Genomic DNA, 20,851 nt, shown 5'->3' with positions numbered 1-20,851 from the left:
TCACTTCTCGGTCTCGGGATCGGTTTCCGTTTCGATCGACCTGGCCAGCTCGGCAGACCAGTCCTGATCGCGGATTTCGAAATCAGCGCGGTCGCGTCGGGCGATGGCTTTACCCCAGATAATGGCGATAGGTACGGCGCAGGCCACCCAGAGGATGAGTCCGCCGACGACAATCCACCACATAACCTGCAATTATGCCCGGTTTGGGGGAGATTCCCCATAGCTGACGTCTATCTGCCTGCTATCGCCGTCCGAAACGATTCCCACGCCTGCGATTACCCGCCACAAACCATCCCCGTGCCGCAATACCGAACGCCACGAATGAGAACAGATCCGACACGGTGAGGCCGTTCTCCGGAGTCAGCGACCACAACACTTGCCCTTCGAGCGGGCCGTTGAGCAGCAGCCACATCAGCGCGGCAAACGCCGTGGCAATCGCACTGATCCGCGAAGGCTTGACCAAACACACCGTGCTCGTCACAAACAGCAGGTTCATGAAAACCATGCCGTAGAACAACGCGGTCATACGTGCGGTCTTCCGTCAGCCCCGGTTGAAGTTCAGGTACGCCTTCGACGGCGTCGGACCGCGCTGACCCTGATACTTGGAACCAGCCTCGGAACTTCCGTACGGGAACTCTGCAGCACTCGACAGCTTGAGCAGGCAGAGCTGACCGATCTTCATTCCCGGCCACAGCGTGATCGGAAGATTCGCGACATTCGACAGTTCCAACGTGATGTGGCCACTGAATCCCGGATCGATGAAACCAGCAGTCGAGTGCGTCAGCAGACCCAGACGACCCAAGCTCGACTTACCTTCCAAGCGGCCGGCAAGGTCGTTGGGCAGCGAGCACACTTCGAGCGTCGAACCGAGGACAAACTCACCGGGGTGCAGCACAAAAGGCTCACCCTCCGCGGGCTCCACCAGGCTCGTCAGCTCGTCCTGGCGCTGCGCCGGATCGATATGCGTGTATCGCGTGTTGTTGAAAACCCGAAACAAACCGTCCAGGCGCACATCGACGCTCGACGGTTGGACCATCGAATCGTCGAACGGGTCGATTCCCAGGCGTCCAACGGCAATTTCGGCACGGATGTCACGATCGGAGAGCAGCACAGGTAGAGGTTACCGGGTCGCCACTTCAGCACAGACCAATCACCAGGCAGATCACACAATGCTGTGACGAACAGCTCGGGTTCTTGTGTCGCGAGAAATCGAGCGTGAGCACTCGTTACCGGGCGGGGCTCCCACACATCGGAAATGGCGTCTGATAACCTTCGGAAAGCACGTTGATCGGGGGCGAAAACCCCTCCGACCGGCTGCGACGCCGATGTAGTTCAATGGTAGAACATCAGCTTCCCAAGCTGAATACGCGGGTTCGATTCCCGTCATCGGCTCCATCTATGCACAGGGGCCAATCGTTCCTCTTCGAACCGTCGCCGCCCCGCACGAGCCGGCATCAGATTCGCCTGCACACCACGATGTTTCGAGCCCAGAATGCCGCGCAGTCGGGTCGGACTCGATTTGCTCTTACACCAGGTGAGAAATCGAGAGCTTTCGAATCTCAATCAGGCTATATCTTCCCTCCACGTCTGCGAAACATTACGGTTAGCCGTAAGGCAGGACTTTCGACCCTAGAATGCAATGTCAAAATTCCCATTCTGGTACCGAGAGACAGTCCGTCTGCTTCAGTCCGCATCACCAATATTCATAAATACAGCAGCATGAGGTATGGATATGGGAGATGCGGCGCCGAGCGGACCAATCGCGGTAATACATGTTGCTACCGATTCACCAGGAAAGAGATATGACACCACCGAGTCCGACAGACGCAACAAGTTCCGATAATGCAAGCGACGACGGCGCGGGTCAACGCGAGCAGACGATCGCGGATTCTGCCGAACGCCCCATTCGCGACCCGTTCGCTGCGATCAACGAGGTGTATACGGATCCCGCGCTTGTCGCCGTCTTCGAAGGGCTGCGTGCCGCTGTCAGCGGCGAGCAATCGCACGTGTGGTCGGCGCTCAACGACAGTGCTCGGTTGCGCGCTGTCTACGACACCGGACTACTCGCGCCCGGACCACATCCCGAAGTCGATCAGATCGTCGGATTGACCATCGACGCGGTCGGGATCCCGAACGCTGCACTGAACATGATCACCGACGTCGAGCAAGTCAACGCCGCGATCGCCTCCCGCTCAGGCGACACCGGGGAACAACGTACCCATCCCCTCCCCGACTCACTCTGCGTCTACACAGTCGTGAGCGGTTCCCCACTCATAATCGACGACATCGCCGACCACCCGGTACTCAGGGATCATTCGGCCGCCCAAAGCGGCGTAGTGGGCGCTTACATCGGCATCCCGATCATCGACGACGCAGGTCATCCCGTAGGGACGCTGTGCGCGTGGGACAGCCAACCGCATCATTGGTCGAGTGGTGAGGTCCAGATCATGACCGACCTTGCCGACGTCGTCCAAAACGTAATCTTCGACAAATAAAAATACCGCTGCCGAGTATCTTTCGATTGCTGACTGTGACGCCGAGTCGCATTCAAACCAAGCGCGAGTTGCTACGGCAAATATCGTTAGGCCCCCTATAGAATGCGATTAATGGTGAATGTACGAATTGTCTGATTAATTCGGGATTGTCGTGGATGGAGTGGGAATTGCCGCAATTGTTGGAGGTCGAGACTTCGACCGCCCCCGGAGGCCCCCCACCTACTTCTTCGAATTCTCGTAAAACATTCGGGCAGCTCATTCGGACCGATCCGCTGAGCACCATCGTCAGTGTTTCCATCGATGTGTTGTCGGCGACGATCGCGGTGGCACTCGCATGGTGGTGGGCGCTCACATCAGTTTTGGTTCATCCACCCATGTGGTGCTTCGCACTCTTTGTTCCCCTGGTCGTAATCGTCATGGGCGCGCGGTCGTTGTATCGCCGCTCGCTCAACCGCCGATTCCTCGACGAGTTCTACGGGATCCTGTCCTCTGGCTCGATCGCAGCAATGCTGCTGCTGTGCGCGCTGGTCCTGTTCGGAATCACCGATCGCCCCGGTGCTGCCGTGACCAAACTGTGGGTGTGCGCGAGCATCCTGATTCCATTCGGCCGTCTGGTTCGCGTGGTGGTCCAACGACGCCTGCAACAGAACTCCCATCTCGTGTCCCCCACGTTGGTCATCGGATCCGGACAGCTCACCCAGCACGTGATCGCTCGGATGATCGCGGCTCCTGAACACGGCATGAACCCAGTCGGAGTGCTGTCGGACGAGTCCCCCATACGCAGTGACCAGGGGACGGAGGCCGACCAGGTGCCGTACCTGGGCGCTGTTGATCGCCTAGAGTCCGTCATTGCCGAAACCCAGGCCGAACGCCTGGTCATCGCATTCACGAGAGTTCACGGTGAGCTGCTGACCGGAGCAGTCCGCATCGCCCACCGCCACGGACTTCGGGTATGGGTGGTGCCACGCATGTATGAGGTGATCGGCTCGAAGAGCCTCATCGACCACATCGGCGGCATGCCCTTGTTGTCAGTGCCTCACACCAATCCCCGAGGCTGGCAGTTCCGGGTCAAACACATCAGCGACAGAATCGTCGCCGGCTGCATCCTTCTCGTGCTGTCCCCCCTCTTCCTCACTCTCATGCTCTTGGTGCGCTGGAGTTCGCCGGGACCGATATTCTTTGCTCAAGAGCGGGTGGGGCGCAACGGCCAGATCTTCGGCTGCCTCAAGTTTCGTTCGATGCGGCTACCCGATCCCAACCATGTGACGTTTGTTCCGAAAACCGGTAGCGCACCGGGCGGCGTCGAGGGAACCGATCGACGGACCCGGATCGGAAAACTTATGCGGTCGACGTCGATGGACGAACTCCCCCAGCTGCTCAATGTTCTCCGGGGTGACATGAGTCTGGTCGGACCGCGTCCCGAACGTCCAGAGTTCGTAACCCTTTTCGAGGCGCAGATCCGCCGCTACGGCGAGCGACACCGGGTCAAGGCGGGCGTCACGGGTTGGGCTCAGGTCAACGGCTTACGCGGACAGACCTCCATCGCCGACCGCGCCGAATGGGACAACTACTACATCGAGAACTGGTCTCTGTGGCTCGACATCAAGATTTTGATGCTGACCGTGCTGGCAGTTTTCAAAAAGGCCGAATGACGGGCGAGGCAGTCTTCATGCCTTCTCGGACGCGAGTCCGTTCGCTCGCTTCCCGCTGAGGAAGACCGAGTTGTATTCCGGCGCTAACCTCGCGGCTGCCACGTGATAGGGCACGAACATGAGCACCTCGGTGATGACAAACGAAAGAAATACTGCAGTGCTGGAATGGAAACTGAACAAGAAAGTCAGTCCGAGCACCACGTAAAGAGCAGTGTTCGCCGCCCTGAGCCAGAACACCATTTTTGTGCGCCCCGCCCGGCGCAGAGCCGCAAAGGGGATGGTTGTCACCAACATGCACAACTTCCACGCACAGGCAACTGCCAGAGCGACATACAGTGAACTGTTCCAAGCAGGGCCGAAAATCAGGCTCCACACACCCAGATAGGCACTAGCGAAGATCGCCACTGTTCCGACCACAATGATCATCGCAACGTTGGCTACCTCGCCTTTGTGTCCGTGGGCGAGTTGACGTACTCGGCCGTAGGCGAGAATCGGTTCGAGGATCCCCGAAATGGTTGATACAACCCGGAATCCAACAGCAGCTGACGGTCCGAGGACGGTCAGGATGAAAGATGCCAATGCCGGCTGGACCATACCGACTGTCGCAGTTTCGCCGGTGACCCACGCAGCCTTGGTCAGGTCAGGAGGAAAGCCCAGATCTCGGCGAGCAGGCAGAGGCCAACATCTGATGAGGATGGCCACGAGAGCGCCCGCTGCAAGAACCCTGACACAGTTGGAGTTGTCGTACACGGCAAGGACCAATGCGCTCAGGCAACCGGCCATAAGGATCGAAGCGGCAACCGATTCCAGCTTCCATCTACCCCGCACCACGCCGATCGTCCGGGCCATCAGCAAGCCCGACGACAGTCCCAGAACTCCGATCAGTGTGATGGCCGTTGGCGGAACCGCCGGACTCACAATGAGGAGGGTCCCGGATGCCAAGCTCATCAACGCTATCCACCAGGGCATCGATACCTTGTGATCCGCTTCCGGGGTGGCAAGGCGCGACTCGACGACGAATGCTGACAGCAGCTGCGCCACGTAAGTTCCGATCGCCAGCGAAACGGCAAGGCGGCCTTGTTGTTCGATGGGTGCAATGCGTGCGAATACTGCGATGAAAATTGCCGGGAAGGCGTTGAGTGCCAGGCCCGCGACGATTTGCACCAGTGGCTCAACGCGCTTCACGTCTAGCACTGATCGAATGCGCGTCACTCTCTGGCCTCGGAAGACGCGGTCCACATCATCGATTCTTCGAAATTGATGGCGATAACTGCTCCGTAACGCGGCAACCTAACGTTAATCACGTTGGCACTCAATTTGATCAAGTTAATTCCGAGTGGCCAGTGCGCATCCGCGCTTCTGTCCCGTAATGCACACTCCACCTGTAGTAGTGTATGCCACGGATTGGCTGCCGTGCTCGCTGAGATCGAGCCACTTTAAAGATGGAGGGAGCTCAGCGATGTATGGTTCGAGATCCTTTCCCCCTGATCGAAGTTTCATTCCTGCGCTGCCGCAGAATGATTCCGCAATGATGCACCAAGACAAACATGCATTTTGATTTCTCGCCGAAAGCGGCTGGCGATAACTCGCCCCAAAGCAGTACAGCGACATGGTGGCTCGCACCGGCCGTCCTAATCCTGTTACCCGTCCTGGGATCTTTCACTGCATGGGCGTCCCTGATCGGTTGGTGTTCGGCCGGCAAGTGTCCGGCCGGCTCACTGCTGAATTTGCGCGGATTCCTCCAACCCGCCCCTTTCACCATTGCCGGCGTGACGTTGCTTGCGGTTTGGTACGGCATGGTTGTGGTGCTCGCAACGATCGGTTGGAGATTGGGACTGGGCACAACGCCGACACGGGAGTTCGTCGAGCGAACAACCAGCACGAACTTCGAACGGCGCTACTTTTTCCTCATCCTCGCAGTGTCCACGATCGGCGTGGCGTATGCGTACTACCGAATTACTGCGGCGACATCCATTGTCGACGCCTTGACCACCCAGACCGGGAACGCCTTCACGGAGGCACTACCCGACTCGGCCGGAATCGCGACGCTTCGATACGCGACCATCCTGGCGGCACCCATCAGCGTTTACCTCTGGCGAAAAAAGGTGCTCCATCCTGGATTCGTACTGTGGGCCGTTCTTCTCCTGGTGGCAAACTCGATGGTCGCGTCCCGCCTCTCGCTACTGATGGCGGTCGTGGTGTACGTCGTCTTACAGACAGCGGTGCCCCGCAAATCCGTGGGCGCGGACCGTAAATCTCTGCGGCCTTGGCACATCATCACCGCTGTAGCGATCATGTTCCTGATGCTCACGGCGCTCAACTATGTCCGGAACGGCAACTACTACCGCGATGCGGGAGTCTCGAACCCGATCGCGATGAATCTCTATCAGTCCGGCGCCTATCTCGCTGTGCCGGCTCAGGTATCCATGGGCGTGTCGGATGCGATCATGCGCGGCACTTTCGACAAGCCAGGGAGTGTCGTCGCCTCCGTGTCGGCGGCGCTGCCCAGCTTTCTGGTTCCGGCACATGAGGTCAGAGCAAAGGAATCGCTCGGCGCAGACTCCTACGATTTTTCGGTCTCGTTTGCACCGAATTTCACAACTAACTCTGAATTCGCTGACATCTATACGGATTTCGGAGCGTGGGGGTGGCTATACACGCTCCTGCTGTTCCCGCTGGCCGGTTACGTTTTCGGTCGGTTCCTGACATACGGTCCAGTGATCGCCGGATCGGCAGGAGTTATCGCATACTGTTTTGCCGAGGTATGGCGGATTCAGCTGCTTACGCAAGGAATTACCGTTTTCCTGGTCCTCCTGACGCTCGTCTGCGTGTTCGTGGCGGCACGAGGGCAGTCTCCCACCAAACTGGAAGACATGGTTTCGAGAGGAAATGTGAAGTCAAGTGACTGACAAGTTTGCAGGGACTACATACCGGCCGGGCAATGCTGGCAACGAATGGCTCCGCTCAGCGGTTGGCGCAGTTCGCAATCGATGGATCATCCTGCTTGTGTGCGCACTGTTCGGGGGCTTCCTGGGAGCGATCTTGACCAGTGTGCAGTCGCCGAGCTACGAATCTTCCGCGGTGATCTACCAGACGCCTCACTTCGGCGACACCGACGGTACAAGTCGTCAGCGTACTGAGGCGTACACGAAGTTGCTGAGCTCCGACTTCCTCATCGAAACCGCTCTGGCAAACACCGGATTGGAGATGTCGAACTCTGACGTGCGCGAAATGACCACGGCCAGTGCCAATGTCGGAAGCGCGATCCTGACGGTGACCGTGCGCGCGGAGGACGCCGATACCTCGGCGGAGCTCGCTAATGCTCTAGCGCAAGCACTTCCCGGTGCCGTTGCTGTTTTGGACGGGAGCACACCTGCACAACCGGCACCGGATCAGTCGGAAACCGTGGTTCCGGACCCAGTGCGATTGTCGGTGATCAGCCCGGCGGTGCCCGACGACGCTGAGGGCGGACCGCAGTATGTGCGCAATACCGCACTCGGTGTGATCGCCGGGCTTTTGGTGGGGTTGCTCTACGCATATCTGCGCAGTCAAATGAGCCGGAAAGTTCAGGATGTCGCCGCACTCGGCAAGTTTCTGTCCGGGCCGGTGCTGGCCGCCATTCCTGCGGACAAAGCGCTGGAAACCGGTGTTGTCGACTTCTCGAGAGAGAGCCCTGCCGCAGAGGCATTCCGCCGTCTCCGCACCGTGATCGCCGACCACGAACCCGGTCGGGGCGAATGCCGAACCATCATCGTTTCGAGTGCAGTCACCGGCGACGGCAAGACAGCGGTCGCGCTGAACCTCGCAATCGCTCTCGCTGAGAGCGGCAATGAGGTCGTATTCGTCGATGCCGCAGGAAGAGACGAAGCGAACGTGCGCTCCGGACGCCATGGTTCTGATCATGAAAAGAACGCATCACCAGCCGGGTTGATCGATTACCTACTCAATGGTGACGACATCGACCGATACATCTCTGCGAGTTGGCATCCGAAGCTTTCGTTCATCCCGGCGGGACGCACTGCGCCCGGCAAGTCCGAACTACTCGGGAGCACTCGGATGCGCAACGGACTCGCAGATCTTGCTGCTCGCGCAAACTACGTCATCGTCGATACCGCACCGATGGCTGACCGATCCGACGCCCTTGTGCTGGGACGCTGGGCCGACGGGGTCCTGCTCGTGGCGCGATCTGACCATACGAGGTACGCCGAACTGGGTGCTGTCATCGAACGTTTGTCGTTGGCCGAATTACGAGTCTGGGGCGTTGTACTCAATGACTCCCCGAGGCCACTGGCACGCAGCGCACGCAAACGCGGCGCACGATTGTCAGCGGCAACGCTGCTCGCGCGCGAGTCCCGCCCGATCAAAACAAACGTCTGACAGAAAACCGAGCGGCATCGAATTCGTCATCGGCAGGCGACGAAGACCGGCTCTCCCTTCGGCGGAGTGGTTGTCACGGTACCAACGCTCACTTCCGGGTTCGTAGGCGTGCCACCGACACAACTGTCACTGAAGATCAAAACAGGTAGCCACGACGAGGGGGCTTGCTCCCAAACCAAATCCGCAGCAACCACTGTCCCGGATGAGCCCTGGAACACGGCGAATGGTCCGCCGGCTTCGGAACCGAGCGGCGGACCCGTCACAGTCACGTTGAGCTGATCTATCGTGAACTGTGCCGAGTTGTCGGCTGAGAACGCCACCGCAGACTTCGCCGTCGTGATGGACACGGTTCCCAGTGAAACATCTTGGGTCCTCTGCAGCCCGACAGCTCCGGTACCTGGACCTATTTCGGTGTCGATCACCGTGCAATCGATCAGCGAAATACCGGTAACAGGCGGGGTTGCAATAGATTCCACGAGAATCGACCAGTAAAGACAGTTGTTAACGGCAACGCCCGCTACCTCTAGGTCGAACCGGCTGAAAGCGTCGCCAGTCGACCCGTTCGGTCTTGCCAGTACGTGCAGCCCTGTGTGAGAGTCCTCAACGGTGAGCCCATCCAGCTGCACACCGCGCGATGCCACATAGTGCCACCCGGCGCCCGAGTCCGGCGATGCCGAGTCGACCATGACACCTGCTCCGTTCGATACTCCGTCGACCACTACGGCAGCTACCGTTGATCGATTGACCCCCGCCAGACGCACTCCGTTTGCCGCACCGCCCGACACTTGGACGTCGGTGACATCGAAGTCGGTGTTCGACCACTCGGTCAAGGCCGGGAAGGAAAAGGTCTCGGAAGCGCTGTCGAACTGGGCTTCTGGAGAGTAGTAGGTCACCAGCGCCAAACCGTCGTCACCAGTGTTTGTTGCTGAATACCTTTCGACGGTTCCACGTCGGCACGCGTTGAAATGGAGTCCGTCGGCCATGGTGTTCTCGACGTGAAGTCCGTCAACAGTGATGTCGGAAACGCCCATCATGATCACACCTGCCTGCGGGCTCGACTCGACTCTGCAGTCGCTCAACGTCACCCAACTAACCGGCCTGCCGGGTCCGGTCCAACCATCGGGCACTGCCGACGTGTCCGATGCATATCCCACAACTCGGATTCCGTCGCCCATCGACCGCAGCGCCGGCTGGCTTGCCCACCGCACTGCCACGTTGTGAAGAGACACACGCTCCAGCGGACCACGCAGCACGATGCCGTGGCTCGTGCCGGCTCCGTTGTCGTCCAGGTTGTCCATCAGAAGTTCGGCACCGGTGTCGAAGTCGATCGAAACGTCAGAGATCCCCACTATCGAGATAGCAGCGCCGCCTGCTGGATGACGCTGAGTAAAGCGGTACCGGCCGGACGGAAAAAGTAAGACGTCTCCAGATTTCAGTTCGGCGACGGCATTGCGAATGGCAATCGAGTCATCCTGTGTCCCATCACCAACCGCACCGAAATCGCGAACATCGATGACGTCACCGCCGCCCTCGACGCGGCGAACGGCGTTGAAGGATTCAGGCAGAGCGGCAGGCAGAGCCAACGCTGCCGGGAACATTCCGAGAAATTTGCGGCGCGACAGCGCCGACGACCAGTTAGCCAATGGGCACCTCACTCAGGAAGGAACATATCTTCTCGGCAGTAGCTGTTGACACGATCTCGGACTGGCGCCGCTTGACATGCAACTCTCCGCGATGACTCAACGACGCCCTGGCGTCTTCGTTGTCACAGTACTTCTTCACGAGTTCGGCCAAGGCTTCGGAATCGTGCGGATCAAAATACTCTGCTCCGTCGCCGCACGTTTCCCTCAACACCGCGATGTCGGACGCCAGAACCGCGGTACCGGACGCCATTGCCTCCAGCGGCGGAAGACCGGCACCTTCGAAAAGTGAAGGCATAACCAATAAGTCCGCCTGAGCCACCAGAGCACGCAGACTGTCGAACGGAAGTCTGCCCGTTAACTGCACACGTTCACCCAGGCCTGCCACAAGCTGGTTGATTCGGTCGTCGAGTGTCCTGAGTGACTCATCGCCACCAGCTATCACCAGTGTGTGTGGGATGGAATCCGAGATCGTCGCAAATGCGTCCAGAAGTACCGGCAAGTTCTTGTGCCGCTTGATATTGCCGACATACAAAATGTAGGGGCGTTGAATTGGCGACGACGCCGGGTCGGCTTCAGAGAACCACACGTCGTCTACTGGGATCGGCGTCACCAGCACCTCGGATGAGGGTGCGATTGCAGCCATTGAACGGGCGGTGGCCTGGGACGGGGTGAAAATCGTTGCGGCCCGTCGTGCGCTGAGTTTCAGCATCGTCCACGCGTACGCGTTCTTTGCGCGATTCTGGTCGCTCAGCTTTTTGTCTTCGATATGGAGGGTGTCATGCACCGTGGAGAAGTATCGAACGTCCCGATTACGAGGAGACGTTAGTGCAAAAGGAAAGGGGTAGTGCGGAACCCACAGTGCCTGCGGACGGGTTGCCGACAATGCGCGACGCCACACACGTTGTTCACCCATTGAATACATTCGGGCCTCGGCGGGATCCGCAAGAATCACACGAGTTTCTTCGCTGGTGTCAGGTGCCGCATTTCGGTCGGCGAGGATGGCCAGCCGGAATCCACGTTCTTTCAGCACCTGCTCGAGCACAGGAATTTGGGTCCTGATGTAGGTGCCGATACCACTCTGACGAATATGTCGGGCATCGAACAACAGATCAACCGACTCGCCATCTCGGCTCGCCTGACCGGCACGGGGAGTATCCATAAGTGAATTGTTGCAGGTCCGTCAATTTGATGGAGATAATGATGCCCTGTCAAATGTCCGACTTCGCATATGAAATGGTACCTTCGGCACGAAGGAACTGATCTTGTCGGATCACCGGTAGTTTCAGGTGCATTCACGGCAGCAAATGGCGACTTCGGCTGGGTATCAACAAAGCTCGATCAGCCGGATCGTCAGATAAAAGGGCACACACCAAATAACTGTCACACGTTGCGGGAGTCTCGAAGCAAACATGAACGAACCCAAATTAGCGATAGTGCACGAGCGATTCACTGAGATCGCGGGTTCCGAACATGTGGTCGAGCAACTGTCCTTGACCTGGCCGCACGCCGCCGTCCACGTGCCTCTTGCCCGGCCTGCAGGCATACCTGCAGGACTTTCGTCCCCTCCTGTCACGACATGGGTCGACGGTGCCTACCGGATGCTGGGAAGGTCTTCTTACGCACCGCTGATGCCGCTGCTGCCCAGCGCTTTTCGCGGCATGAAGCTGGGAGAGGTCGATGCGGTGGTGGTGAGCCATCACGCATTCGCCACACAAGCGGCCTTCTCCACCGACGCCCCGGTGATCGCATACGTACACAGCCCGGCGCGCTGGGCCTGGGATCCCGCCTTTCGCGCGCAGGAGTCGGGTGGCGCAGCTGGCGCAGCCGTGCTCGCAGCACTGGCGCAAGTGGCGCGTCGGGGCGAGTTGAAAGCTGTGAGTCGGCTCGACCAGGTAGTCGCGAACTCGACCGAGGTTGCCGACAGGATTCAACGCTGGTGGGGCAGAGAAGCAGTGGTGGTGCACCCACCCGTGGACACCCATGGATTCACCCCCGATTTCTCGATCGACCGGGAAGACTTCTTCCTTCTTGCCGGCCGCTTGGTGCCTTACAAACGGCCAGACCTTGCAATTAGAGCCGCACGGCAGGCGGGCAAGAAACTCGTCGTTGTGGGCGATGGCCGATGGATGGACGTCTGCAAGGAGTTGGCAGCCGACGACACCGTCTTTGTCGGGCGAGTCCCCCACGATCAACTACTGGATCTTTACCGGCGGGCCCGAGCCCTGCTGATGCCCGGTGTCGAGGACTTCGGCATCGTCCCGGTCGAGGCGATGGCCACCGGAACCCCCGTGATCGCTTTGGGCGAAGGCGGCGCGCTCGACACAGTTATCCCAGGCAAGTCCGGTGTTCTCGTGTCCCCTGGCGACGATGCCAAGGTGGTCAGCGGTCTCGCAGAAGCAATGGAGGCATTCGATCCAAATGATTTCGATGCAAAGGTAATTCGCGCATGGGCCGAAGGCTTCTCACGGAAGGCCTTTGGAGAGAACATGATCAGAGTGGTTGACGGCGTTCTTGGGAGTAGATGACCGGTAGGCGGTCGAACATGCCCAAGTAGAACCGGACGTGGTTCCGACGCCGCAAAACGAATTCGATACTCCGGCCGGCCGGCGCCCAATCCTTTGTGTGCGTCCGATATCAGGCAACGCAATCCCAGATTAAGATTCAGGTGGCGTCGTGGGTAATCCGCGTCCCACAAATGACGGTACGACGGCAACTACACGGCGTGCCGAGTCGGCACTCGCGTGATTGACAACAACTCGACGCTCTATCGGTACTACAGCTATTCCCGCATAGCGCAGTCCGAGGTTTTCCAGTCCCCGTCCACCAAAACCCAGGGCATGTTCGTATCGAAGTCGGTTTCCTCAGCGAACGAGATGCCGACAGTTCCCTTACCGCTGTCCACTTCGGCGGTCACATCGGTCACTGTCCGGGGCGTCGCCTGAGCGACGTCGGAAAAGGCTTTGAACTCCTCCTCGGAGAACTTCTCTTGACATTCTCGTATGAAGAGAGCGTAAGCGGCCGACGCATCGCCCGAGTAGAAACTGGTAGCCCACTCTTCAGCAGCAGACTGCAGTGTGCCCACCGGATCTTCGGCCGCAGTCGGCGTTGATTCTCCACTGCAGCCAACGGTAAGCAGCGCAAAAGACACAACACCGGCGAACACAAACCTCTTAGCCATGAATTCTTCCCCTACCTCGGCATCACAAGTGCCACGGAGCATATGCCCAACCGACCAGAATGACTGCGTCAGCTGATTGTCGAGCTCTTAATCTGACATCCCTGGAAGAACATGGAACTCACCCTTGTGGCGCTCGAACGCAATCGCGTCACAAATTCCGACATGTTTGACGCTGAACCGTTCCTGGCCAGACCTGTAGCTCAGCGAGACGGGGTCATAGCTGTTGTCGCGCACAGCGATTGATATGTATCCCGGTGATCGTCGAAAACTTCGACGGCACGTGACATGTGCCCACATGCTGATCGGTTCGAGACAACGCAGACGGGAGAAAAGCTTCAAAGAATCGGGTTGGCCGGGACGCAGAGCGGTTAAACGATGTTCGCCATGGCGATACTCTCGACATCTCCTGCGATAGATCGGTCCACGAACCTTGTTGTCGCGCTATGTAGTACGGTCCTGACGATCCGGGTTTTCGCGGAGTTGTTCCCACTGGCGGAGCCGGTCGGCGATGATGTGTTCGTAACCGTTGTCGGTGGGTTCGTAGAACCGTTGACGCGCCATGCCGTCAGGGAAATAGTTTTGGCCCGAGAATCCTGTTGCGGTGTCGGGGTCGTACTCGTAACCCGCTCCGTATCCGAGGGACTTCATCAGACCTGTAGGGGCGTTGAGGATATGTGCGGGCGGCGGGAGGGATCCGGACCCCTTCGCCGCTCGCATCGCCCGGCTCAGGCCCCGGTATACCGCGATCGACTTCGGCGCGGTCGCAAGGTATACGACGGCTTGCGCGATGGCGAGTTCCCCTTCGGGAGAGCCGAGCCTCTCATAGACATCCCATGCCGCAAGCGTCTGGTGCACTGCGTGCGGATCGGCGATCGCGATGTCTTCATTGGCGAACCGCACGAGTCGCCGCGCGATGTAGAGCGGGTCCTCACCGCCGTCGAGCATGCGCGCCAGCCAATACAACGCAGCATCAGGGTCTGATCCGCGCATGGCTTTGTGGAGGGCGGAGATGAGGTTGTAGTGCCCTTCTTGCGACTTGTCGTACAGTGGCGCTCGTTTGTGTACCACCTGTGCCAGGCCGGCGGTGTCCAGCGGCGCGCTCTCCGGTGGCAGGGTGAGGAGTTGTTCGACGAGGTTCAGCAGGTAACGACCATCACCGTCGGCCATAGCAATCAAGGCCTCCGCAGCCCCCGTATCCACCGGGAGCGTGCGGCCGGTGAGCTGCTCGGCGCGATCCACGAGGGTGCGCAACGCCGACTCGTCGAGCCGCTTGAGGACGAAAACCTGGCACCGAGAGAGCAAAGCGCCGTTGAGCTCGAAGCTGGGATTTTCGGTCGTCGCTCCGACCAACACAATCGTCCCGTCTTCGACGTACGGAAGAAACGAATCCTGCTGAGCGCGATTGAAGCGGTGAATCTCGTCGACGAACAGCAGGGTGCCCTGCCCGATCTCTCGCCGCTTGCTGGCCGCTGTGAACACCTTACGAAGGTCCGCAACCCCGGAGAACGTCGCCGACAACGGCTCGAACATCAGATCTGTGCGTTCGGCGAGAAGCCTTGCGATTGTGGTCTTCCCACATCCGGGCGGCCCCCACAAAATCGTGGAAGACAGTTTTCCCTGTTCGATCATTCGCCCGATCGGGGCGTCCGGGCCAAGCACATGCCCCTGTCCGACGACATCCTCGAGTTGCGTGGGACGGAGCCGATCTGCGAGCGGGCGTGAGGTGTCATCGACCTCGAACAGCGACGCCGCGTCAGGATCTTTCGTCATCGCTGTCCTCTTTTCTCTGGCTGTCGGCCGCGCCCGCCGATCTGATTCCGGTTTGCTTCAGGTCTTCGATGCTCTGGCGCAATAACGTTCGCTGGGAGGCTGGAAGCTGCTCGGTCACCAATTCGTAGGAGTTGTGGACGAGTCTCTCGGCCAGCGAGGCAGTCACCGATTCTCCAGCCCCAACGGACACCCAATGACGTTTGTCGAAATAGCGTCCTCGCTCGATAGTGTCGTGCTCACCGATCAGGGCCGCGCCATGAGCAGGATCGACCTTCACAGTGATGATCGGCTCGCCCGGATCCTGCGTGACGACAAGGAACACGCGTCCGGCGACTTTGAAAACCAGCAGTTGCTCGGTGAACGGGTATCCCTCCGTCACCCCCGGAAGCCCCTGGGCGGTAGTGCAGGCGAGCCGCTGCAACCGGGGCCCAGTCAGACTCACCCGTGTCGTCCAAACGTGTCGGGATCGACCGGCCGCTCCCGCTTGGGTAACTTCTCGACAACCAACAGATACGACTCTACGACCAAATCGTCGACAAGCCCGGCATCGACAGAACCTCCCGGGTGAACGGTGATCCAGTGCTGCTTGTTCATGTGATAGCCCGCGGTGATATCCGTGTGCGACTGCCGGAGTGTTTCCCCGTCCGCGGGTGCTGCCTTGACGATCACGATCGGCTCCCCGGTCACCTCGGTCTGCAACATGAACACCTTCCCGCATACCTTCCACACCTTCCAGTCCTCACCGAACGGATACGTCAGCTCCGCGCCCGGCAGTTCCGTCGTGCGGGCTGCAGCTCGCTCCTGAAGTTCCATGCCCTGCACCATTACCCTCCCACCTGAATGTACGTACAAACGTACGCACCAGCGCCGACACACTTACACCGATGCGATCGCCCACGCCCAAGACGAGAAAGAGGTTCGCGAGATCCTGGTCGACGCAATCTGCGGGGACAGCCGAGCCACCGAACGAGACCTGCGACCAGCGCGCGAAATGTACGCCTACGGATCAATCAGTTCCGGAGTAGGCGACCTGATTCGGCACCCACGGCGTCAGACGCCAGCGGGACGTGCTGGTTTCCTATCTCGAATAATTGCGGAACTTCCTGTTGGGGAGCTTCTTTGAAGATGGCAATGGGCCGGGAATGATGTGAGAGGTTTTTCGGTTGCGTCTCTGCGAACGGACCTCGAGTCACTGCGCGAACTGATGCACCTGTTGATCGTGATCAGTGGTGCAGGTGCTAAGCCCAGACACTCCCACCTCCCGCCCGAAGGGAGGGTCGTGTTGTCACCACAGCTCACAGCAACAAAAAACTACGCCAGCAGTGTTGTGCGCACCCATGCACGCGACACTGCTGGCAGCCCGAGAAGCACATCGCTGTCGTCTTAGCGTCGTACGGCTCGATGTTGAAAATATGAGGGCCACTGCACGTTTCCCTGGCAGTAACCTCTAGCTGCCCTAGGGTCAGCGCGGTGTCATACGGAGAGCGCCGTCCATGCGGATGGTCTCGCCGTTGAGGTAGTCGTGCTCGACGATCATCTGAGCGAGTTGCGCGTACTCGGACGGCTGGCCCAGACGCGACGGGAACGGAACGCCGGCTTCGAGGCCCTTGCGGTACTCGTCGGTGACGCCCGCGAGCATCGGGGTGTCGATGATGCCGGGAGCGATCGTGTTGACGCGGATGCCGAACTGAGCCAGGTCGCGGGCAGCCGGAACCGTCATGCCGTGCACGCCGCCCTTGGATGCGGAGTAGGCGATCTGTCCGATCTGGCCTTCGAATGCGGCAACAGATGCGGTGTTGATGACAACCCCGCGCTGGCCCGAGTCGTCGACGGTATCTGTCTTGGCAATGGCGTCGGCCGCCAGGCGCATGACGTTGAAGGTGCCGAGCAGGTTCACAGTGATGACCGTGCGGAAAAGCTCGAGGTCATGCGGGCCGTTCTTGGACAGGATGCGTCCGGCCCAGCCGACGCCGGCGCAGTTGACGACGATACGCAGCGGAGAGCCGGATTCGACGATCTGGTTGATGGCAGCTTCGACCTCTTCGCCGCTGGTCACATCGGTGGGGATGAGGGTGACACCGGCGGGGACATTGTCGCCGGCGCGTTCGATCGACGCGGGCAGATCCAGGCCGAAGACGGTAGCGCCGGCGTCGGCGAGGCGCTTGGCCGTAGCTGCTCCCAGTCCGGAAGCTGCTCCGGTGACCAGTGCTGCGGTTCCCTTGATTTCCACTTCGTATGCACTCTTCTCTTCTCAATAGATCGAAAATGACTGGTTGTTGAGTTCTACTTGCGCACGTCAGCGCCGGCCGGGGTTGAGGCGTTACCCAAAACTGACTGCAGTGAGTGCGAATCCTGTTGGCACGAGCGGTAATACCGCCTCACCGACGAATCGGCCCCGCGATCACGCTCGCCTCGCAGTAAGAGCGGAGCGATGATGTCATGGACCTCCGTGGAAGTACCCCTACAATTCCGCACCGGCGCGGTACCCCTCCGCGATGGCATGACTCAATCGACGGGGAGTTACGCAGTCACCGATAATGCTGACTGCTCTGCTGGGTTCCAAGCCCAGGGATGACACCGGAACTCGCGGCTGATGCCAGACGGTCAGCACATCGTCAAACGTGACGTCACCGCTTCCGAAGACAGGGCGCAGGAACAGCGGGGCCGAGGAACTATCGGGAATCACCAACGAGTGACCGACTTTGAATTCGACCCCCGCGTCGCCGAGTCGACCCAGCAACGGACCCACGCTTTCAGCCGGCACTCTGGAGGCCAGAGCAGTCAATGCAGTGGCAATCGTAACGCTCCAGCCCTGCTGGGCAAGCGCTTCGGCTGCGCTGTACGCCGGCCAGAACCCGTCGCCCTCGTCGTAAACGACCGCGTGACGACTCTCGACTTCGGGCACCCGGCCAAGGAGAACATCGTCAATCGTCGCGACGGGTCGCCCGCGCAAACCGATCGGCAACTCCGCCGGCCGTGATCCGGTGGCCACGATGACGTGGTCGGCCGATGAGCGGATGTCTGCGAGGTCGTCCACGTCGATTCCGGCAGCGAGGTTGACGTCGACCTTGAGCCGCTTGAGTTCTCGTGCAAGGTAATCGACGATGTCGATCAAGGTGGCGCGATGTGGGGCGGCTGCGGCCACACGGACGGCGCCACCGAGAACGGTGTCCTGCTCGAACAATGTGACACGATGCCCGCGGCCGGCGGCGACGCGTGCGGCTTCGAGTCCGGCCGGCCCGCCACCGATGACAAAAACTTCCTTGACGCGCGGGGGCACGGCACCGACACCCGGATGTCGGCCGCGTCCGACTTCGGCATTGACCGCGCAGTGTAGATGCGGGTCGAAGGCGCGGCAATCCTGATTGATGCCAAGACAGCCTCGGATCTCGTCGAGGCGGCCGGTCTGCGACTTGATCGGCAGGTCGGGATCGGCGATCAGCGCCCGAGCCATCCCCACCATGTCGACGTGACCGGACTTGATCGCGTGATCGGCGGCAGCGGCGTCGCGGATGCGCTGACCGACGAGGGTAGGAATGCCGGTGGCAGCCCGAACTTTCGATGCGGACGGAATTGCGACCCCATCTTCACTGGTGGAGTCCTTGACGTATTTGCCGCGGGTGCCGTGCGTGATGGAGAAGTAATCGACCCCCAGTTCGGTCATATTCTCGGCGATGCGCACGCAGTCATCGATCCGCATTCCGCCGGGGATTTCCTCTTCACCGCTCAGTCGCACGCCGAGGGCGAATCCGGTCGGCATGACGGAGCGCATTGCCTCGATCACCAAGCGGGGGAAACGCATTCGATTCTCGAACGATCCACCGAAGCTGTCGGTTCGCTGGTTGGTCAAGGGGGACATGAACTGAGCAGGCAGATAACCGTGCGCGGCATGGATTTCCGCGCCGTCTGCGCCTGCCTTGACAAGATTCGCGGTCGAGATGCGCCAGCCTTCGATAATGTCTTCGATCTCGGTAATCGTGAGTTCGTGAGGGGGGTAGGCATCGCGCGGTGTCTTTATCGGGGACGGGGCCGACGGCGGCGCATCCGATTCGCCGCCGATGAATTCGCGGCCGAGGTGACACAGCTGACCGATGAACTTCGCGCCGTGACGGTGTATCACTTCGACTTTCGCGGCTGTGGCCGGAACGAATTCGTCGATGTACGCCTCGACGAGCTTTCGTGAGCGCAGCGTCGTGGTCGGGTGCACCACGGTGGCACCGCCGATGATCAGACCTACTCCACCGGCCGCGAGTCGCTGGAAATGTTCGGTGTCCCCATGTGTGGGGACACCGTTTTCGGCCATACTCGTACCGGCAGGCAAGGCCACCAATCGATTCTTGATGGTCATGCCACCGACTGCGAACGGTGAAAATAGGTGGGGGAATTCGTTACCCATGAGTGCTCTCCCAGCTCGCAACTACTGACATGGCGATCCTACTCTAACTGTATTGAATTCAGTTTAGCCAAGAATGGCGGCATCGAAAACCTGCGCGCACCCAACTATTGTGATGTGAGCCACATCATGGCATACTGCCGTCGTCAGCTAAACCGAGTTCAGGTCATCTCGAATGAATGCTGAATTTGCTTGTTCTCGAATATCTTTCGCGGTTCGACAACGAGATCTCCGGAAAATACCTATGACATACGAGCGCCAGAAGGGCACGTACATGAAGATCTTTCCCCGGTCGGTCATAGCGGTGACTGCGGCCGCCACGCTGATGGTGGCGGCCGCGTGCAGCAGTAACGAGACCATGGCAACGCTGGCCTCCGGCAGTTGGGACGACGTCGTCGCCGCGGCCACAGCCGAAGGTTCCGTGCGGCTTTACTCCACCCAGCATCCGGCAAACCTCGAGGCACTGCGGGTTGCATTTGCGCAGCAGTATCCGCAGATCACCTTGGAAGTTACGCGCGGCACCGATGTCGAGATGAACCCTCGAATCGAAACCGAGAATCGAACTGGCAAGGGCGTAGGCGACGTTCACATGTCCTCGGATCCGTCCTGGATCAAAAATGCCGCCGCAACCGGCGACTTCTCGACGGCGATTGTCGGCCCAGCCTTCGACAATCCGATATACGATCGCGCTCGAAGTGTGATCGACGACCAGTTCTTCCTGACCAGCGCGGCTGTATTCGCGCTCGGCTGGAACACCGACGCTCTGCCCCAGGGGCTTCGATCACCGGACGACCTGCTTGATCCCGCGCTGAAGGGGAAGATCGGGGTTGTGAACCCCGGCGGATTCGCGGCCGTGGTCGACGAGTACCAGTTCTTCGAAAAAAATTGGGGCAACGGCGATTTCAACGAACGGCTCGCGGCCCTGAATCCTCGAATCTACCCGAGTTCGCTGGGTATCGCCCAAGCATTGAGCTCGGGTGAGATTGCCGCAACCCCGATGGTGCAACCGCTGGTGCGGGAGATGGCGACAGGTGCCCCGGTGGACTGGGTACTGCCGGAGCCGGCTTGGGGAACGCCGTGGTATTCCTTGGTACTTGCGTCCGCGCCGCATCCGAATGCCGCGCAGGTACTGGCCAACTTCATGGTCACAGAAGCAGGGCAGAAGGCACTCTCGTACGGATACGGTAGTGCTCTGCCGGACATCTCGGGTTCGGTCGGACGTGCGCAGGATATCCCTCTACCGGACACCGCTGCGCTCACTCCCGAGCTGACCGGCAAGTTTCAAGAAGAATGGGAGCGGAGCTTTCAACGTTAGTGGTGCGATCTGGCCCGCCTCGGATCGA

18 protein-coding genes and 1 tRNA gene are annotated in these 20,851 nt (G+C 59.8%); 7 read left to right on the top strand and 12 right to left on the bottom strand.

Features of this window, described 5'->3' with window-relative positions; all coding sequences use genetic code 11:
- The 3 genes from R4P64_RS23950 to dcd are packed head-to-tail and all read right to left on the bottom strand — an operon-like array spanning position 1 to position 1,111.
- Positions 1–183 carry a hypothetical protein gene (locus tag R4P64_RS23950; RefSeq protein ID WP_033235757.1) on the bottom strand — a complete coding sequence of 61 codons (183 nt, stop codon included), beginning with the start codon at positions 181–183 and terminating at the stop codon, positions 1–3.
- A gap of 58 nt (positions 184–241) precedes the next feature.
- Positions 242–526 carry a hypothetical protein gene (locus R4P64_RS23945; RefSeq protein ID WP_095886885.1) on the bottom strand — a complete coding sequence of 95 codons (285 nt, stop codon included), beginning with the start codon at positions 524–526 and terminating at the stop codon, positions 242–244.
- Positions 527–541: 15 nt separating this feature from the next.
- The gene (gene dcd / locus R4P64_RS23940) at positions 542–1,111 is read right to left on the bottom strand and encodes a dCTP deaminase (RefSeq protein ID WP_033235759.1); all 570 of its coding nucleotides are present in this window, start codon (positions 1,109–1,111) and stop codon (positions 542–544) included.
- Between the two features lie 210 nt (positions 1,112–1,321).
- Between dcd and R4P64_RS23935 the strand changes: the two genes are divergently transcribed.
- From R4P64_RS23935 to R4P64_RS23925, 3 genes are all read left to right on the top strand, one after another.
- Positions 1,322–1,395, top strand: a tRNA-Gly gene (locus R4P64_RS23935).
- Between the two features lie 407 nt (positions 1,396–1,802).
- Positions 1,803–2,495 (top strand): GAF domain-containing protein, encoded by a 693-nt coding sequence (locus tag R4P64_RS23930; RefSeq protein WP_072782266.1) that lies wholly within the window; start codon positions 1,803–1,805, stop codon positions 2,493–2,495.
- A gap of 155 nt (positions 2,496–2,650) precedes the next feature.
- A complete protein-coding gene (locus R4P64_RS23925; RefSeq protein WP_317822942.1) occupies positions 2,651–4,147 on the top strand; it encodes a sugar transferase in 1,497 nt (498 codons plus the stop codon).
- A 15-nt stretch (positions 4,148–4,162) separates the two neighbouring features.
- Here R4P64_RS23925 and R4P64_RS23920 read toward each other — a convergent pair whose 3' ends face one another.
- Positions 4,163–5,332, bottom strand: coding sequence for a hypothetical protein (locus R4P64_RS23920; RefSeq protein ID WP_317822940.1), 1,170 nt, complete (start codon positions 5,330–5,332; stop codon positions 4,163–4,165).
- 584 nt (positions 5,333–5,916) lie between these two features.
- Here R4P64_RS23920 and R4P64_RS23915 point away from each other — a divergent pair.
- Together R4P64_RS23915 and R4P64_RS23910 are read left to right on the top strand one after the other, a co-directional pair.
- The gene (locus R4P64_RS23915; protein WP_143547514.1) at positions 5,917–7,056 is read left to right on the top strand and encodes a hypothetical protein; all 1,140 of its coding nucleotides are present in this window, start codon (positions 5,917–5,919) and stop codon (positions 7,054–7,056) included.
- Complete coding sequence (locus R4P64_RS23910) at positions 7,049–8,524, top strand: AAA family ATPase (RefSeq protein WP_317822938.1); 1,476 nt, start codon at positions 7,049–7,051, stop codon at positions 8,522–8,524. The genes R4P64_RS23915 and R4P64_RS23910 overlap by 8 nt, the downstream gene beginning before the upstream one ends.
- Positions 8,525–8,550: 26 nt before the next feature.
- Here the strand turns inward: R4P64_RS23910 and R4P64_RS23905 are convergent, their stop codons facing one another.
- Positions 8,551–10,167, bottom strand: a complete 1,617-nt coding sequence (locus R4P64_RS23905; protein ID WP_317822937.1) for a glycosyl hydrolase family 28-related protein — start codon at positions 10,165–10,167, stop codon at positions 8,551–8,553.
- Complete coding sequence (locus R4P64_RS23900) at positions 10,160–11,326, bottom strand: glycosyltransferase family 1 protein (protein ID WP_317541001.1); 1,167 nt, start codon at positions 11,324–11,326, stop codon at positions 10,160–10,162. The genes R4P64_RS23905 and R4P64_RS23900 overlap by 8 nt, the downstream gene beginning before the upstream one ends.
- A gap of 250 nt (positions 11,327–11,576) precedes the next feature.
- On the opposite strand from R4P64_RS23900, the gene R4P64_RS23895 reads away from it, so the two are divergent.
- Complete coding sequence (locus R4P64_RS23895) at positions 11,577–12,692, top strand: glycosyltransferase (protein WP_317822936.1); 1,116 nt, start codon at positions 11,577–11,579, stop codon at positions 12,690–12,692.
- A 254-nt stretch (positions 12,693–12,946) separates the two neighbouring features.
- Here the strand turns inward: R4P64_RS23895 and R4P64_RS23890 are convergent, their stop codons facing one another.
- The 6 genes from R4P64_RS23890 to R4P64_RS23865 all read right to left on the bottom strand — a co-directional run bounded on the left by R4P64_RS23890 (position 12,947) and on the right by R4P64_RS23865 (position 19,511).
- Positions 12,947–13,345 carry a hypothetical protein gene (locus tag R4P64_RS23890; protein ID WP_219112376.1) on the bottom strand — a complete coding sequence of 133 codons (399 nt, stop codon included), beginning with the start codon at positions 13,343–13,345 and terminating at the stop codon, positions 12,947–12,949.
- A gap of 441 nt (positions 13,346–13,786) precedes the next feature.
- A complete protein-coding gene (locus tag R4P64_RS23885) occupies positions 13,787–15,115 on the bottom strand; it encodes a replication-associated recombination protein A (protein WP_317822934.1) in 1,329 nt (442 codons plus the stop codon).
- Positions 15,099–15,494, bottom strand: coding sequence for an MmcQ/YjbR family DNA-binding protein (locus tag R4P64_RS23880; RefSeq protein WP_317822933.1), 396 nt, complete (start codon positions 15,492–15,494; stop codon positions 15,099–15,101). Before R4P64_RS23880 ends, R4P64_RS23885 begins: the two co-directional genes overlap by 17 nt.
- Before the next feature lie 59 nt (positions 15,495–15,553).
- On the bottom strand, positions 15,554–15,928 hold the full coding sequence (locus R4P64_RS23875; RefSeq protein WP_230590280.1) for an MmcQ/YjbR family DNA-binding protein: 375 nt from the start codon (positions 15,926–15,928) through the stop codon (positions 15,554–15,556).
- Between the two features lie 649 nt (positions 15,929–16,577).
- Positions 16,578–17,345 carry an SDR family NAD(P)-dependent oxidoreductase gene (locus R4P64_RS23870; protein ID WP_033235406.1) on the bottom strand — a complete coding sequence of 256 codons (768 nt, stop codon included), beginning with the start codon at positions 17,343–17,345 and terminating at the stop codon, positions 16,578–16,580.
- Between the two features lie 231 nt (positions 17,346–17,576).
- Positions 17,577–19,511, bottom strand: a complete 1,935-nt coding sequence (locus R4P64_RS23865) for an FAD-dependent oxidoreductase (RefSeq protein WP_317822932.1) — start codon at positions 19,509–19,511, stop codon at positions 17,577–17,579.
- 271 nt (positions 19,512–19,782) lie between these two features.
- Between R4P64_RS23865 and R4P64_RS23860 the strand changes: the two genes are divergently transcribed.
- A complete protein-coding gene (locus R4P64_RS23860) occupies positions 19,783–20,823 on the top strand; it encodes an ABC transporter substrate-binding protein (protein WP_317823240.1) in 1,041 nt (346 codons plus the stop codon).
- Positions 20,824–20,851 lie beyond the last annotated feature (28 nt).

The organism is Rhodococcus sp. IEGM 1366 (genome assembly GCF_033142425.1).
GTDB classification, from domain to species: domain Bacteria; phylum Actinomycetota; class Actinomycetes; order Mycobacteriales; family Mycobacteriaceae; genus Rhodococcus_F; species Rhodococcus_F globerula.
The sequence above is the reverse complement of the archived record's forward strand: the minus strand, read 5'-3'. Positions and strand labels throughout refer to the sequence as shown.

Bases quoted from the DNA above. Each gene is read 5' to 3' on its own strand.
- R4P64_RS23950 (WP_033235757.1), bottom strand. From the start codon at position 183: ATGTGGTGGATTGTCGTCGGCGGACTCATCCTCTGGGTGGCCTGCGCC.
- R4P64_RS23945 (WP_095886885.1), bottom strand. From the start codon at position 526: ATGACCGCGTTGTTCTACGGCATGGTTTTCATGAACCTGCTGTTTGTG.
- R4P64_RS23930 (WP_072782266.1), top strand. From the start codon at position 1,803: ATGACACCACCGAGTCCGACAGACGCAACAAGTTCCGATAATGCAAGC.
- R4P64_RS23925 (WP_317822942.1), top strand. From the start codon at position 2,651: ATGGAGTGGGAATTGCCGCAATTGTTGGAGGTCGAGACTTCGACCGCC.
- R4P64_RS23900 (WP_317541001.1), bottom strand. From the start codon at position 11,326: ATGGATACTCCCCGTGCCGGTCAGGCGAGCCGAGATGGCGAGTCGGTT.
- R4P64_RS23895 (WP_317822936.1), top strand. From the start codon at position 11,577: ATGAACGAACCCAAATTAGCGATAGTGCACGAGCGATTCACTGAGATC.
- R4P64_RS23890 (WP_219112376.1), bottom strand. From the start codon at position 13,345: ATGGCTAAGAGGTTTGTGTTCGCCGGTGTTGTGTCTTTTGCGCTGCTT.
- R4P64_RS23885 (WP_317822934.1), bottom strand. From the start codon at position 15,115: ATGACGAAAGATCCTGACGCGGCGTCGCTGTTCGAGGTCGATGACACC.
- R4P64_RS23875 (WP_230590280.1), bottom strand. From the start codon at position 15,928: ATGGAACTTCAGGAGCGAGCTGCAGCCCGCACGACGGAACTGCCGGGC.
- R4P64_RS23865 (WP_317822932.1), bottom strand. From the start codon at position 19,511: ATGGGTAACGAATTCCCCCACCTATTTTCACCGTTCGCAGTCGGTGGC.
- R4P64_RS23860 (WP_317823240.1), top strand. From the start codon at position 19,783: ATGAAGATCTTTCCCCGGTCGGTCATAGCGGTGACTGCGGCCGCCACG.